General features: G+C 59.0%; 11 protein-coding genes. 4 read left to right on the forward strand and 7 right to left on the reverse strand.

Annotated elements, in window-relative coordinates; translation table 11 throughout:
- Positions 1-2 precede the first annotated feature (2 nt).
- Both ATO67_RS11770 and ATO67_RS11775 read right to left on the reverse strand, forming a co-directional pair.
- Positions 3-1,211, reverse strand: a complete 1,209-nt coding sequence (locus tag ATO67_RS11770) for an acetyl-CoA C-acetyltransferase (RefSeq protein ID WP_067648830.1) — start codon at positions 1,209-1,211, stop codon at positions 3-5.
- A 253-nt stretch (positions 1,212-1,464) separates the two neighbouring features.
- Positions 1,465-3,261 carry an acyl-CoA dehydrogenase C-terminal domain-containing protein gene (locus ATO67_RS11775; protein ID WP_067648831.1) on the reverse strand — a complete coding sequence of 599 codons (1,797 nt, stop codon included), beginning with the start codon at positions 3,259-3,261 and terminating at the stop codon, positions 1,465-1,467.
- 323 nt (positions 3,262-3,584) lie between these two features.
- Here ATO67_RS11775 and ATO67_RS11780 point away from each other — a divergent pair, with 323 nt between their 5' ends.
- From ATO67_RS11780 to ATO67_RS11790, 3 genes are all read left to right on the forward strand, one after another.
- Positions 3,585-7,277 carry a peptidoglycan-binding protein gene (locus ATO67_RS11780; RefSeq protein WP_067648832.1) on the forward strand — a complete coding sequence of 1,231 codons (3,693 nt, stop codon included), beginning with the start codon at positions 3,585-3,587 and terminating at the stop codon, positions 7,275-7,277.
- A 201-nt stretch (positions 7,278-7,478) separates the two neighbouring features.
- Positions 7,479-8,405 carry a sulfite exporter TauE/SafE family protein gene (locus ATO67_RS11785; protein ID WP_067648835.1) on the forward strand — a complete coding sequence of 309 codons (927 nt, stop codon included), beginning with the start codon at positions 7,479-7,481 and terminating at the stop codon, positions 8,403-8,405.
- Positions 8,405-9,223, forward strand: coding sequence for a TIGR02186 family protein (locus ATO67_RS11790; protein WP_067648838.1), 819 nt, complete (start codon positions 8,405-8,407; stop codon positions 9,221-9,223). Before ATO67_RS11785 ends, ATO67_RS11790 begins: the two co-directional genes overlap by 1 nt.
- On the opposite strand, the gene pdeM is transcribed toward ATO67_RS11790, so the two are convergent.
- The 5 genes from pdeM to ATO67_RS11815 all read right to left on the reverse strand — a co-directional run bounded on the left by pdeM (position 9,224) and on the right by ATO67_RS11815 (position 15,006).
- On the reverse strand, positions 9,224-9,952 hold the full coding sequence (pdeM, locus tag ATO67_RS11795; RefSeq protein WP_067649082.1) for a ligase-associated DNA damage response endonuclease PdeM: 729 nt from the start codon (positions 9,950-9,952) through the stop codon (positions 9,224-9,226).
- 38 nt (positions 9,953-9,990) lie between these two features.
- Positions 9,991-12,510 carry a ligase-associated DNA damage response DEXH box helicase gene (locus ATO67_RS11800; protein WP_067648842.1) on the reverse strand — a complete coding sequence of 840 codons (2,520 nt, stop codon included), beginning with the start codon at positions 12,508-12,510 and terminating at the stop codon, positions 9,991-9,993.
- Between the two features lie 39 nt (positions 12,511-12,549).
- The gene (locus ATO67_RS11805; protein WP_067648846.1) at positions 12,550-13,191 is read right to left on the reverse strand and encodes a YitT family protein; all 642 of its coding nucleotides are present in this window, start codon (positions 13,189-13,191) and stop codon (positions 12,550-12,552) included.
- A 58-nt stretch (positions 13,192-13,249) separates the two neighbouring features.
- Entirely contained in the window at positions 13,250-13,861 is a 612-nt protein-coding gene (locus tag ATO67_RS11810) for a YitT family protein (RefSeq protein ID WP_062450943.1), read from the reverse strand.
- Between the two features lie 200 nt (positions 13,862-14,061).
- A complete protein-coding gene (locus tag ATO67_RS11815) occupies positions 14,062-15,006 on the reverse strand; it encodes a class I SAM-dependent DNA methyltransferase (protein ID WP_067648849.1) in 945 nt (314 codons plus the stop codon).
- 158 nt (positions 15,007-15,164) lie between these two features.
- Between ATO67_RS11815 and ATO67_RS11820 the strand changes: the two genes are divergently transcribed.
- Complete coding sequence (locus tag ATO67_RS11820; protein WP_067649085.1) at positions 15,165-15,431, forward strand: DUF6460 domain-containing protein; 267 nt, start codon at positions 15,165-15,167, stop codon at positions 15,429-15,431.
- Position 15,432: the final 1 nt, after the last annotated feature.

The following is a 15,432-nucleotide window of genomic DNA, read 5'->3' on the forward strand; positions in this document are numbered from 1 at the left end:
AATCAAACCCGCTCGATAACCGTCGCCGTACCCATGCCTGCACCAATGCAGAGCGTGACCAGCGCGGTGTTGAGATCGCGGCGTTCCAGCTCGTCCAGAACCGTGCCAAGGATCATCGCGCCGGTGGCACCCAACGGGTGGCCCATGGCAATCGCGCCGCCATTGACGTTCATCTTGTCGTGGCTGATGTCGAAGGCCTGAAGGTAGCGCAGCACGACGGCGGCGAAGGCTTCGTTGAGTTCGAAGAGGTCGATATCGGCAATCGACATACCGGTCTTGGCCAGAAGCTTTTCGGTGACGTCCACGGGGCCGGTCAGCATTAGCGCCGGGTCGGAGCCGATATTGGCGAAGAAGCGGATGCGGGCGCGAGGTTTCAGGCCCATGCTCTCGCCGCCAGCCTTGGAGCCAACAAGTACGGCAGCGGCACCATCAACGATGCCGGATGAGTTGCCCGCATGGTGGACGTAATTGATGCGTTCAATCTCTGGATGCGCCATGATGCCGACGGCTTCGAAGCCGCCCATTTCGCCCGGCATCTGGAAGGATGCGTTGAGCGAGGCCAGCGCCTGCATATCCGTGCCGGGGCGCATATGTTCATCACGGTCAAGAATGGTGATACCGTTTTGGTCCTTTACCGGAATGACGGAATTCTTGAAGTAGCCGTTTTCCCAGGCGTGGGCGGCGCGCTTCTGGCTTTCGACAGCGAAGGCGTCCACGTCATCACGGGTAAAGCCGTATTTGGTGGCAATGAGGTCGGCAGATACGCCCTGCGGCATGAAATAGGCCGGGAAGCTGACGGACGGGTCCATGTACCATGCACCGCCGGACATGCCCATGCCAACGCGCGACATGCTTTCCACACCGCCAGCGATGACGATCTCATCAGCACCGGCTGCGATCTTTCCGGCTGCGAAATTGATGGCGTCCAAACCCGAGGCGCAGAAGCGAGAAATCTGCATGCCTGGTGCCTTGGTGGAATAACCGGCCTCGAAGGCGGCACCCTTGGCGATGACGGCACCGGCATCCATGACAGGATCGACGCAACCCATGATGATGTCGTCGACGGTTGCGGTATCAAGCCCATTGCGATCACGGATCGCTTCCAGCGTCTTGGCGGCCAAGCGAACGGACGGCACTTCGTGCAGCGAACCATCCTTCTTGCCGCGCCCGCGCGGGGTGCGGACGTGATCATAGATATAAACGTCAGTCATTTCTCATCTCCCTGTCGGCGTTTTGGCGCCTTGAAACTTTCGGGTGGCGCAAGGCGACCCCTCACTTGCGATTTCTGAAACTTAGCCTGCGGCTAAGATTTCGAAATCGCTTTCTCTCCCACAAGGGGAGAGATAAGGGTGCCGCGCCCGCTCCGGGTTACCTCTCCCCTTGTGGGAGAGGTAAGAAAATCACCATATTAGCTTTTGCTAAGTCGTAGATTTTCTAGGTGAGGGGTTACCTCTTGCTGCGACATTAAAACGCTTCCGCAGCCAGTTCCATCATCGTATCGGCACCTGCTTCGATGCGGGTCTTGCGCAGTGCCGTCTCCGGCAGAATACGCTCCATGAAGAACTTGGCCGTGACCAGCTTGGTTTTGAGGTACTGCTCATCCGACGCACTACCCGAAGACAACGCAGCCTGTGCAGCCTTTGCCATGCGGGCCTGCATGTAACCCAGGACGACAAGGCCGAAGAGGTGCATGTAATCGGTCGAACCGGCACCGGCATTGTCAGGTTTGGCCATCGCATGCTGCATGAACCACATGGTCGCGGCCTGCAGGTCGTTCAGGCCTTTCTTGAGGCCCTTGGTGTAAAGCGTGAGGCTTTCATCGGCGCGATTTTCCTCGCAGAAATCACCGATTTCCTTGAAGAGTGCCATCACGGCACGACCACCATTGAGGCCCAGCTTGCGACCGACGAGATCCAGCGCCTGAATACCGTTGGCACCCTCATAGATCATGGTGATGCGGGCATCGCGAACATACTGACTCATGCCGTGTTCTTCGATATAGCCGTGGCCGCCGAAGACCTGCTGCGCCATGACGGCGTGGTCGAAGCCCTTGTCGGTCAGCACTCCCTTGAGGATTGGCGTGACGAGGCCGAGCAGATCGTTTGCTGCCTGACGTTCCTTCTCGTCGGTTGCGCGGTGGGCGATGTCCGATTGGAGCGCGGTCCAGAGAAGGAAGGCGCGGCCTGCTTCATTGTAGGCTTTGATGGTCATCAGCGTGCGACGGATATCCGGGTGCACGATGATCGGGTCCGCCTTCTTCTCAGGAGCCTTGGCGCCAGAGAGAGAACGGCCCTGAATGCGTTCGCGAGCATATTCCACGGCGTTCTGATAGGCGATTTCACCGACCGAGAGGCCTTGCAGGCCAACGCCGAGGCGGGCTTCGTTCATCATCACGAACATGGCCGAAAGGCCCTTGTTCTCCGCGCCGATGAGGTAGCCGGTTGCGTCATCGTAATTCATGACGCAGGTGGAGTTACCGTGAATGCCCATCTTGTGTTCGAGCGCGCCGCAGATAACGCCGTTGCGGGCGCCCACAGAACCATCGTCATTGACGAGAAACTTCGGCACGATGAACAGCGAAATTCCCTTGGTCCCCTCTGGTGCGCCTTCGATGCGGGCGAGAACCAGATGGATGATGTTGCTGGTCATGGAGTGTTCGCCAGCCGAGATGAAAATCTTCTGGCCGGAAATCTTATAGGAACCATCGCCCTGCGGCACGGCTTTGGTGCGCAGAAGACCAAGATCGGTGCCGCAATGTGGCTCGGTCAGGTTCATGGTGCCGGACCATGTTCCCTCAATCATATTCGGCAGATAGGTCTGCTTCTGCTCTTCGGAACCATGCGCCAGAACAGCGGCAATCGCGCCCTGCGTCAGGCCGGGATACATCATCAGCGACAGGTTGGCCGACGACATATATTCGCCGATGGCCGCGTGCAGCGTGTAGGGAAGCCCCTGCCCGCCATATTCCGGCGGTACGGCCAAGCCGGTCCAGCCGCCTTCGCAATAGGCGTCGTAAGCCTGCTTGAAACCATCCGGCACCGACACCGAACCGTCTTCGGCGCGCTTGCAGCCCTGTTGATCGCCAGACAGGTTCAGCGGGAACAGCTGTTCTTCGGCAAGCTTTGCCGCTTCGCCGGTGATCGCCTCGATCATATCGGGCGTTGCATCTTCGAAGCCGGGTAGATTGTTATAGCGCTCGATGCCGAGCACGTCATTCAGAATGAAAAGTGTGTCTTGTACTGGGGCCTTGTAAACAGGCATTACCGATGATCCTCCGCATCGTTTGCCGGACCGCTCCGGCTTTAACATGACGCCACAATATTTGACGTGCGCGTAAACGTCAAACGACATTTATCACGATTTTAACGTGTAGCGGGCAAGCCTCGCACAAGCTAAATATTAAAGAAAGTATTAAAACAGAAGTCGCTAATTAACTATTTGTTAACCACATTTGGTCAATTGTTCCTGTTCAGGGACCGCGTCGAATCGTGGAGTCACTATCAACACAGAAGACCTTTGCTTCACCAGACCATTTTGGTCCCCGGTGGAGCAAACAACCGGGCAACGATGAAGCGGGCAGGCAGATGAACGGATTGCGATCGAATTCCCATCGTCAAAACGACAGATCGTCTCTGGATGCGCTCAACCGCACCATCGAAGGTCTGGAAGCCCGGATCGAGGATTTGCTGGGTGCGAAACCTGCTCGGCCTGAAAATGGTCGCGGAGGCTCCGAAACTGCCCCCTTGAGACCTCCCCTCAAACCCCGTTTCGACCCCGTCAACGAAATTCGCCAACGTCAGCAGGCACTGGATGCCCGCTGGGAAAGACAACAGGCGGATGTACCGCGTGGCACAGACCTTGCTGCGGAACGCGAGATGGACCGCCGTTATGTCGAACGCGATTACCGCGCTTCGACCGCCATTCCTGCAGCCCGCCCCCGCCCGACAGCGCGCATCGAGCGCCCAGCCCCAGAACCCGTGCAAAGCGATGCTGCCTTGCGCGAAGTGGCCGAGGCGCTTGTCAGCCTGCGACAGGAACTGAAGCATGAGATTTCAGAAGGCGTTGCCCGCGAAATGCAGGGCGTGCGCTCTGAACTGCGCAACATCAGGTCCTTTGCTGAAGATCAGGATTTTGCCGAGGATATTCGCGAGGACGTGGCACGGCTTGCCGCCAGCATAGAGCGCATGGGTGGCGCCACGTCGCCCGACGCTGAAGCGCTACGCATCGAATTTGACGAATTGCGCAACCTGATGGATCAGGTTGCACGCGAAGACAGCATGCACCGTATGGAGCAGCGCTTCGACACCATGGACAATACGTTGCGCGGTTTCGACACGGCCCCGCTTCAGGAAGAAATCGTCGCGCTCGCTTACCGGCTGGACGACATCAAAGGCCAGCTTGGCTCCATGAGCGGCAACACGACCGTGCGTGCTCTCGAAGAAAAGCTGCTGACCATCGCCAGCGCTGTCGAGCATATGGGCAGGCACATGCAGCCCAATGATCAGGCTTACAGCGAGCATTTTTCAGGCCTAGATCAGCGTCTGGACGAAATCAGCCGCGCCATCGCTGCTGCCGGAAACCGCCCTGCCGCCTTCGATCCAGCACTCGGCGAGCGCTTGGAAAATCGCTTGAACACGCTCTCTGCGCAAATCGATACGTTGAAGGACGACGCCTCGGAAAAGCCGACGGATGCCCTGGGTGCGCGTCTGGATGCACTGACGAGCCGTATCGAAGAGCTTTCTGCGGAGCGTGGCGTGTCGCAACTCGGTGAACGCCTCGATCAGCTTTCGCTGCTGCTGGAGCGTTCCCAGCGCCCATCCAGCCAACCTGAACTGACATCGTTTCTCACCGATATCTCGCGCAAGATCGATGGACTCGGTACAGGCGCCGTCAACGACAAACTGGCCGAACGGCTGGAAAAAATCGCGCGTCGGATTGAAGAGATCGAAGCCAAGCCTGCAAAGGCTTTGTCATACGATACGGCTTTCAAGCGACTTGAAGACCGTTTGAGTGACATTGCCACAAAGCTGGATGAGACGAAGGCTCCAGTCGCGGCCGACAGTGTCGGCATGTCTCCGGAACTCGACCAGCGCATGTCCGCTATCGAAGAATACATGGCGTCAAGCGACGAATACATTATCGAAGCGGCCCGGCAGGCGGCGGAGGCCGTTCTCGAAGCGCATTCGCGCAACAACCTGGCGCAGACCGCAAACAGCGCCGACATGGTCATTCTGACTGAACTTGCTAATGATCTGCGTAAGCTCGAAGGTTTGAGCCGCAACACCGAAGAACGCACGCACCGCACGTTCGAAGCTCTGCACGAAACGCTGGTTCAGATTGCCGGACGTCTCGACAATCTGGATAGCCGCAACGGATCGCGCTCTTCGCAAACGCCGGATGCCGACCGTGAGTGGGCAGATTATGACAGTGGCGCCCGCATGCCCACGGCGACCTTTCCAGAAGGTGGATTGATCGCCAAGGACGAACATAGCGCTTTCGAAGGCGAGACAGGCCACCAATCCGGCACCGACATGCTTGTGCCACCGGAAGCCGAAAGACCTGCACCGCAGGAAAAACGTGGCCTTCTGTCTGGCCTGACACGTCGCTTCAAGTCCAGCGCCGCAAAGACCGAAGAGGCAAAAACGACCGAAGTCCAGGTACGGACGCAGGTCGATCCCGCGCCAGCGCTTGACCCTGTGGATGTGTTGCAGGGCGATATAGAAACAGAACTGCTGGAGCCCGGCTCCGGCGCGCCTGATATCAAGAAAATTCTGGAGCGGGTGCGCGCCAGCCAGACGACAGCGGCCCGTAGCGGTGCAGGCGAAAGCGACAACCGTGCCGATTTCATCGCCGCAGCACGCCGCGCGGCGCAGGCCGCAGCACAGGAAAGCGTGCCGGACAGAAGCTCTACCTCCCGCCCCCAGCGCAATAAAGCCGCCGCCGAACAGGAAGGCTCTGCGCTTTCCCGTTACCGCCGTCCGCTGCTGCTGGGTATTGGTGCCATTCTGCTGGCGATGATGGCGATGCCCGCCATCAAGTCCCTGGTCGGCGGCGAAACGACGCCTACTCCTGTCGTCGCAGAGCCTAAGAGCGCAGAGACATCCGCGCTACCGTCTCTGCCAGCAGAGCCAAAGCTGGCCAGCATCGAACCACCAGCGGTGACAATTCCGTCCGAAAGCCCGATCGACGAAAGTGCGAAGGCTGCCGGGGAACGCATGCAAGTGGATGCGGACAAGGGTGAACATTTGATCGACACCAGACCGATCGGTGGCGCCCGCCTTCCCCAGGAAACACCGACCATCGTTGCGCCAACTGCATCGCGGAGTTCTGGTGCCGCTGAACGTTTGCAGCCAGCAGCCTCACCCGCTGACGTCCAGGCGCCCGTATTTACCCAACAGGATTTGCGGGTGGCAGAGGCCATCACCGTTCCCGCCGGCATTGCACCGCCGTCATTGGCGGATGCAGCGGCCAAGGGTGACCGTCAGGCATTGTTTGAAATCGGCGCTCGCTACACCGATGGTCGCGGCGTTCCCGCCGACCGCACGGAAGCTGCCAAGTGGTACAAGCTGGCCGCAGACCGTGGCCTGGCACCCGCGCAATACCGTCTCGGCAACATGTACGAGAAAGCAAACGGCGTAGAGCGCAATCTTTCAGAAGCAAAACGCTACTATCAGATGGCTGCGGACCAGGGTAACGCTGGCGCCATGCACAATCTCGCCGTTCTGCTGGCTTCGGACGCTGCAGGCGCACCGGATTTCAAGGCGGCGGGCGACTGGTTCATCAAGGCATCGAACCTCGGCGTCCGTGACAGCCAGTTCAATCTTGCTATTCTTTACGCACGTGGCAGCGGCGTTTCGCAAAGCCTGGAAGAATCCTACAAGTGGTTTGCGATTGCCGCCCGGGACGGCGATGCTGATGCAGGCCAGAAGCGCGACGATGTGGCAAAGGCCATGCGGCCTGAACAACTGGCCAGCGCCAAGGCGAAGGTCGATGCATGGCAGGTTACGCCGCTGAATGACGAATCCAATTCCGTCAACACGCCAGCCGAATGGGCCGGCGGTGAAGAGGTCAAGACGTCTTCGGTCGACATGCAGAAGGCGATCCGCAACATTCAGGCCATTCTCAACAATAATGGCTTCAAAGCGGGTGAACCGGACGGCAAGCTTGGTCGCACGACGGTAGCAGCCATCAAGGACTTTCAGAAGTCCATCGGGCAGGCGCCGGATGGTCGCATTACCGACGAACTGGTCACCGCATTGCTCGCTCGCAACAAGTAAGTGGGTTCTTTGCCGATCTTTTCAAATTATCAACGTATTTGCCGTTGAGTAATTGACAGGTATGCCCACCACGGGCATGACCGATGAAGGTCGCAAGGCTTCCTGCCTTCGCCATTCAGACAGAGATACCACCCTTCGTGGCAAAAGCCCGCCTAACGGCGGTTTTGCCGTTTTGCACGGAACCATGCCCGAGGTCCTGATGTGACTGTCTATCTGCCCATCGCAGAACTTTCGGTGAATATTTTCATCATTCTCGGCATGGGCGCGGCTGTGGGCTTTTTGTCCGGCATGTTCGGCGTGGGTGGCGGTTTTCTCATCACGCCATTGTTGATCTTCTACAACATCCCCCCTGTCGTTGCCGTGGCAACTGGCGCAAACCAGGTTGTTGCCTCCTCCGTTTCCGGCTCCATCACCCACTTCAGGCGTGGCACTTTGGATGTGCGGCTCGGAGGGGTGCTGCTGATCGGTGGCCTGTGCGGGGCAACGGTTGGCGTTTGGCTGTTTACGCTCCTGCGCAGCATCGGCCAACTGGACCTGATCATCTCGTTGCTTTACGTGATCCTGCTTTCCACCGTGGGCGCACTGATGCTGAAGGAAAGCATTTCGGCTATCCGCCGCTCCGCACGAAATGAAACCGTGACGCTTCGCCGCCCTGGCCATCACAACTGGGTGCACCGTCTGCCACTGAAAATGCGCTTCAAGAAGTCGAAGCTCTATCTCAGCGTCATTCCGATCATCGCACTGGGCTTCGGCGTCGGCGTGCTCACTTCCATCATGGGTGTGGGTGGTGGCTTCATCATGGTTCCTGCCATGATCTACCTCTTGCGCGTTCCCACCAATGTCGTTGTCGGCACCTCGCTGTTCCAGATCATTTTCGTCACCGCCTACACGACCATCGTGCAGGCGGCGACGAACTTTTCGGTCGATATCGTGCTCGCCTTCATTCTGATGCTGGCGGGCGTGATCGGCGCACAATACGGCGTGCGCGTGGGCCAGAAGTTGCGCGGCGAACAGTTGCGAGCCTTGCTGGCGCTTCTGGTGCTGGCCGTCGGCATACGACTAGCCATCGGGCTGATCGTAAAACCGGAAGACCTGTTTTCAGTGGCAGTCGGAGGGTTGGGCTATTGATGCGCACAGCCTTCATTGCCACCGTCTTCGGCACCTGGTGCGGCACCGCACTGGCGCAAACGCCGCCACTGGCTATTTTACCAGATGCGAACGGCCAGACCCGCACCCTTCAGGAAAACATCGAGATCGGCGCATCGACGACCGAAATCTCCATTGCGTCCGATTTTCGCGGCGCGGATTTCACCATGTTCGGCGCGTTGAACAATGCCGACCAGTTGCTGCTGGCCATCGGACAGTACGACATCGTCGTGACGCTGGAAGGTCCAAACGACTATTCCACCGTGCGTAAGAAAAGTCGGGTCGGAGGTATCTGGATCAACACCAGCGCCATAACCTTTGCGCCGCTGCCGGAATCCTACTCCATGGCCAGCACCCGTAATATCGACAACATCGCCACGGCTGGAACGTTGAAGGCCATGGGTCTGGGGGTCGAACATCTACCGTTGCGCAGCGCCGTGTTTTCCGGCGTGCCCGACAATGTCTATGATTTTCAGGATGCCTATCGCCGACTGAAGCTTTCTAGCGGCATTTATCGCAACGACACGACGGGCGTTCGGCTGGAGCGCACGGGCCTGTTCTGGGCCACTCTTCGTCTGCCCGCCAATGTACCGAATGGCGTGCACACCGCCCGCGCCTTCCTCTTCAAAAGCGGCCTGCCGATTGCGCAAAAGGAACTGCGTCTTCGCGTCGTCAAAACCGGTATGGAACAGGCAATAACCGATGCAGCGCACCAGACGCCTGTGGTCTATGGCTTTTTATGCGTATTGCTGGCGGTCGTCACCGGCTGGGGCGCGAGCTTACTGTTCCGCAGGGATTAGTTAGCCGAGAAGATTGCTGAATCGTACCGAGTAAATCCGGTCACGACCCAGCAGGTGGGCAATCAGCGCCGGATGGTCGAACAGGCCATGCATCGCCTTGTGACGCAAATCCAGACCGCCGCTGAGCACGCCAAAGGCTGGCATCAACATGCGGGTGCCATCGGTTGCAAAACATGGGCGTCGCACCGATTTGTCGCGGCGTCTCACGGTGGCGGCGGGGTGGAGGTGGCCGGCGATTTCGCCCGGCGATGCGCCCGGTTTTGGTTCATGCCGGAAGGCGAGGTTGCCGTAGAACATTTCATCCGACGATGAGCCCGGCAAATCCACCGTGCCATCGGGATCGTGGTTGCCGTTGATCCAGATCCATTCGCGTCCCCGGGCCATTTCCTTGATGAGATCGCGCAAAGGCAACGGCAGATGCTGCGAGCCGATGCGATCATGAAAATTATCACCGAGGCTGACGACGATTTTAGGATCATAGCGGGTAATCAGAGAGGACAGGATTTTAAGCGTGGCGATGGTGTCGTAGGGCGGTAGCAGGCGGCCGCGGCGGGCGAAGGCGGCGCCCTTTTCCAGGTGCAAATCCGAGACGACCAGCAGCGACAGATCAGGCAGATAAAGTCCGCCCAGCGGATCGCACCAGCCAGCAACGCCGTTGATGGCGGTCTCCGAGCCGAGGCATTCGAAGCCGGTGGCAAATTTGTCGCTCAGGGCAAGTCGGCTCAGCACGTTTCGGTTTTGTCCTTCTTGTCCGGCGGGTCGATGCATCATGACATCGCATCCGCAATCAGTTCATCGGCGGCTTCGGCCAGCACATCGTCCATGGCCTGACCCGGCACCGTCTCGCGCCCGATTTCCATCATGACCGGTACGGCCAGCGGCGAGACATGCTCCAGAGCGCAATGGGTGGTGTGGCCCTTGATTCGCCTCAGCATATCGCCAAGACGGCCAATGTCCAAAAGCCCCGATGCGGCATCGCGCCGCGTGGCTTCCAGCAGGATGTGATCCGGCTCATGGCTGCGAAGAACGTCATAAATAAGATCGGCCGAGACAGTGACCTGCCGCCCGGTTTTTTCCTTGCCGGGATGGCGGCGCTCTATGAGGCCGGAAATGATTGCGCAGTTGCGGAAGGTGCGCTTCAGCATGAAGGATTCGTCCAGCCATGCTTCCAGATCATCGCCCAGCATATCCTCATCCAGCAAATCCGGCAGCGACAGACGGTCGGATTGCAGGCGCATGCCGATATCTTCCAGCGCCCAGATGGCTAGCGAATAATCGGTGGCGACGAAGCCCATTGGCTTGGCCCCTGCCCGCTCCAGACGCCGGGTCAAGAGCATGCCGAGCGTCTGGTGCGCCAAGCGACCCTCGAAGGGATACATGACCATGAAGAAGCGCTTGCGGAAGGGGAAGGTCTCGACCAGCAGCTCATCCCGTTTGGGGATGATGGATTTCTCCTTCTGGATGGCGAGCCAGTCTCGCACCTGATCCGGCAGGGCGTTCCAGCGGGCAGGATCGGCCAGCATGGAGCGCACCTGGTCTGCCAGATAGGTGGAGAGCGGAAACCTACCGCCCGCATAGGACGGGATTTTCGGGTCCATGGAAAACGCCTGGCTGACGAGGCATTCACTTTCGCGGATGCCTTCGAAGCGCAGCACCTTTCCAGCGAAGAGGAATGTATCGCCCTGCACCAGCTGTTCGAGGAAATACTCCTCGACCTTGCCGAGCGTCATGCCGCCGCGCCCGATGGTGCCCTTGGCATTGCGTTTGACCATACGGACATTGAGTTCCGCCGCCTCGACGATGGTGCCGAGGTTGAGGCGGTATTGCATGGCGACCTGCGGGTTGGAGACGCGCCACAGGCCATCCTTGGTCTGACGGATGCGGGCGTAACGCTCATAGGTGCGCAGGGCATAGCCGCCGGTGGCGGTGAAATCGACGATACGGTCGAAGGTTTCGCGCGGCAGGTCTGCGTAGGGTGAGGCGGTGGTGACTTCGCGATAGAGGTCATCCGCATCGAAGGGTTCGGCGCAGGCCATGCCGAGCACATGCTGGGCCAGCACATCCAGTGCTCCCTCGGCAATCGGCGGCGTATCCTGTGCGCCAACATAGTTGGCATCGAGCGCTGCGCGGCATTCCATGACCTCGAAACGGTTGGCGGGCACGAGGATGGCCTTGGAGGGCTCGTCCATGCGGTGATTGGCACGACCGATGCGCTGAGCAAGGCGGCTCGCCCCCTTCGGTGCACCGACATGCACGACGAGATCGACATCGCCCCAATCGATGCCGAGATCAAGCGTGGAGGTGGCAACGACAGCGCGCAGCTTGTTATCGGCCATCGCTGCTTCCACCTTGCGGCGTTGGCCCGCATCCAGCGAGCCGTGATGCAAAGCAATCGGCAGATTGTCGTCGTTGATGGTCCAGAGTTCCTGAAAGATGCGCTCTGCCTGAGAACGGGTGTTGACGAAGATGAGCGTCGTCTTGTGCGCTTTCAAAGCCGGGTAGAGATCCTGCATGGCATAGCGGGCTGAATGACCGGACCAGGGAATGCGCTCTTCCGTGCCGAGAATCGCAATATCGGGCTTTGCGCCGCCATCCACGGTGATGAGACCGGCGGTGGGTTCGCCTTGCGCCTGCGGGCTGAGATAGCGTTGCAAATCCATCGGGTCGGCCACGGTTGCAGACAGGCCGATGGTGCGCATGCCGGGAGCATGCTTGCGCACACGCGCCAAGGCCAGAGAGAACAGATGACCGCGCTTGGAGGTGACGAGCGAATGCAACTCGTCCAGCACCACATATTTCAAATCCTTGAAGAAGCGCTCGGCTTCCTTGTTGGCGAGCAGCAGCGAAACCTGCTCCGGCGTCGTCAGCAAGATATCCGGCGGTTTCAGTTTCTGGCGCTGGCGCTTGGATTGCGGCGTATCGCCAGTGCGGGTTTCCACCGAAATGGGCAGGCCCATCTCCGATACCGGCTTCATCAGGTTGCGCTCGATATCGACAGCCAGCGCTTTCAGCGGCGAGATGTAAAGCGTGTGGACACCGACGAAGGCCGAACCGGGTGGTACCTTGCCGCGTTCTGCGAGATCGGTGAGCGATGCCATGAAGCCACCGAGCGTCTTGCCCGCCCCGGTGGGCGCAATCAGCAGCATGTTTTCGCCAGATCTAGCGCGGGCGGATAATTCCAGCTGATGCGCGCGCGGGCTCCAGCCCTTTTCCCCAAACCATTTCTGGAAGGATAAAGGCAAGGTGCCGACGTCTATGCCGGAGATGGGGGGCTCTGTGTGTTTCACAACCCTAAAATAGGGAAAGCAGCCGGAAAAAGAAGGGCCTCACATCGCGATATAGCGGTCGTTTCGATGATTGACGGCGATGACGAGGTTCATGACGAGCGCGCCGAGGATGGAGCAGAGAATGATGAAGGGGGTGGCGACAAAGAATGCGCAGATGAGGACCGTACAATCGAACGCCAGTTGCGCCAGCCCGGCGCGGATGCCGAAACGGTCTTGCAGGTAAAGCGCCAAAATGCCGAAACCGCCGAGGCTTGCGCGGTGGCGAAACAGAGCCAGCATGCCAGCGGCGACCGTGAGCCCGCCGAAGAGGGCAGCAATGACGGGATTGACATTTTGCAGCACGATGAGGTGCGGCAGATATTCCGACAGGACCGATGTCAGTGCGACGGCGCAAAAGGTCTTGACTGTAAAGGCCAGGCCGAGGCGGCGCAGGGCGATGTAATAAAATGGCAGGTTGGCGAGGAAGAACAGAAGGCCGAAGCTGAGACCAGTCGCGTAATGCAGCAGAAAGGCGACGCCGACGACACCGCCGATCAGCAGGCCACCGCCGGACAGAAGCACGACGCCGAGCGATACGAGCATGCTGCCTGCGATGACGGCCTGCGCATCTTCCACGAGAGAATGCTTATCAGACGTCGATGCCCAAAACCTGTTGCGCTTGCGCTCTGCTATGTCGCTCATGATCGTCCCCGCGTTGCAGTCTAACTCTTTGCGCCGCGAAGGACAAAAATTCAAGCGTTCAGCGCACGACGATGTAGCGGTCGGAACGGTGATTGATAGCCAGGAACAGGTTGAGCACGAAGGCGCCGACGATGGAGTAGAGCACCGTTTCTGGATTGATGACGGCAAAGGCGGCGATCATGACGCAGCTATCAAAGGCAAGCTGGATGAGACCGGCGCGGATGCCGAAACGATCCTGAATATAGATAGCGAGAATGCCGATACCGCCGAGGCTGGCGCGGTGGCGGTACAGCGCCAGAAGGCCGTAGCCCAAGAGAAGACCGCCGAGCAGTGCCGCCCAGAGTGGGTTGATGCTTTCCACCACCATCCAGCGGCTTTCCAGTTCCGTCAGCACCGAAACAAAGCCGATAGCGATGAAGGTTTTGAGGGAGAAGGCAAGACCCAAGCGACGGAAGGACAGGTAATAGAAGGGCAGATTGACGAGAAAAAACAACAGGCCGAAGCTGATGCCGAAAGCGTAATGCAGGAGGAAGGCCACGCCTGCCGTGCCGCCGGTGAGCAGGCCGACTTTCGCTAGGAGGTAGAAACCGAGCGCCGAGACGATGCTGCCGGTGACGATGCCCTGAATGTCTTCCAGCGGCGCATGCTTGGCCGGATCAGCACTCCACATGCCATAAACGCTTCTCGTGAATGCCATGCGCGCTACCCCGAAATGGAACTGTCAATGCTGTGTGAATGTGCATCGCCGCATCACGCATCCGCCGGGATGGATCGCTCGATTGCGCCTATTTTGCACTGCAAAAGGCCAGGTTTCAACATCGATATGTAAGCAAGGCTGACCTATCGATCAAAAGGCAAGAAACGAAAAGATCAGGCGGGCTTTCTGGCAAGAAACAGAATGCCAGCGAGGGGTTTTCCAGCGTCTTTGCGAATGGTGGTTTTACGTATTTCCAGCATTTGCAGGCCGGATGCCTCCAACAAGGCGCGGACATAGGCTTCCGAATGGGCGTAGCGCAGGGATGGCAGGAGGATGAAGCCTCCCTCGTCACCTGCATCCTCCACCGAAAAGGCGAAGGTTCCACCCGGTGCCATCAGCGCCATGACAAGCGGCATGACGGTTTCGAGACTGCCGAGATACATCATGACATCGGCGGCTGCGACCAGATCGGCGCGGTGACGGGGAAGGTCATCGGCAAAGAGACCGGATGTTTCTGCTGGCATCGAAAGATCGGCTTGGGCCAGATGGTGGTAGATGGCCTTTTCCTGCGCCTTGGCCAGCATGTTGGTGGAAATGTCGAAGCCTTCAAGGCGGTGTGTCCAGCCGTGGATTTCCGCACCCAGCAAGCCAGTGCCGCAGCCGATATCGACCGTGCAGGTGAATTGGCCGGTGGCCGGTCTTGCGGTTTCGATCAGCGCTGCCAGCTTTTGCGGGACGCTGTATTCCAGCTTTTCCACCAGCGAGGTTTCGAAACGGTCGGCGTAATCATCGAACAGGCCTTCGACATAGGCGCTGGGCGGCTGTTCCGGCGTTTCGGCGGCGCCCAGCACCGCGAGTTTGAGGGGGGCAGCAAAAATTCCCTCCGGGTCCAGCCTGTTGACGGTCTCGTAGGCGGCTATGGCCTTCTCGGTCAGCCCCGCCTTGTCACAATAGTCTCCCAGCTGTACCCAGCCTGCGGCCCATGACGGCGTTAGCTCCAGCGCCTGCTCCATCAGTTCAGCGGCCGCCGCAGGATCTCCGCTCTCTGCCAGCATGCGGGCATAATCGGCGCGCCGGTCTGCGATGGCGTCGCCGGAAGAAAACTGGTGTGGGGCCATGCACGCTTTCCTGAAAGAGGTGGACTGTCTTTCATCAGGCCATAAAAAAACTCAACTCCTATTTCATGGCAGCGGCAAATATAGCGCTTAGAATGTGTCTTGGCTTGCATAGAGGCGCCATGCTTTCTATGTCTTGGCTGAATTTAGGAGATATGCTGATGGCGGGTGAGGTCGATAAGGTGCTGGGTGATAGTGTCGCGCGAACAATCGTCAAATTGCTTGTCGTGTCACTGATCGTCGGTTTCGTCATGGCTGTCTTCGGCTTGACGCCGTGGAACATCATCTATGGCATCAGAGATTTCGTGCTCGACATCTGGCACAGCGGTTTCCGCGCCTTGGGCAGCATCGGAGATTATTTGCTGGCGGGTGCGGTCATCGTCATCCCCGTCTTCATCATCCTTCGCCTGTTGAGCTTCCGCCGCTGAT

This window comes from Agrobacterium bohemicum (assembly GCF_001562555.1).
Lineage (GTDB): Bacteria > Pseudomonadota > Alphaproteobacteria > Rhizobiales > Rhizobiaceae > Agrobacterium > Agrobacterium bohemicum.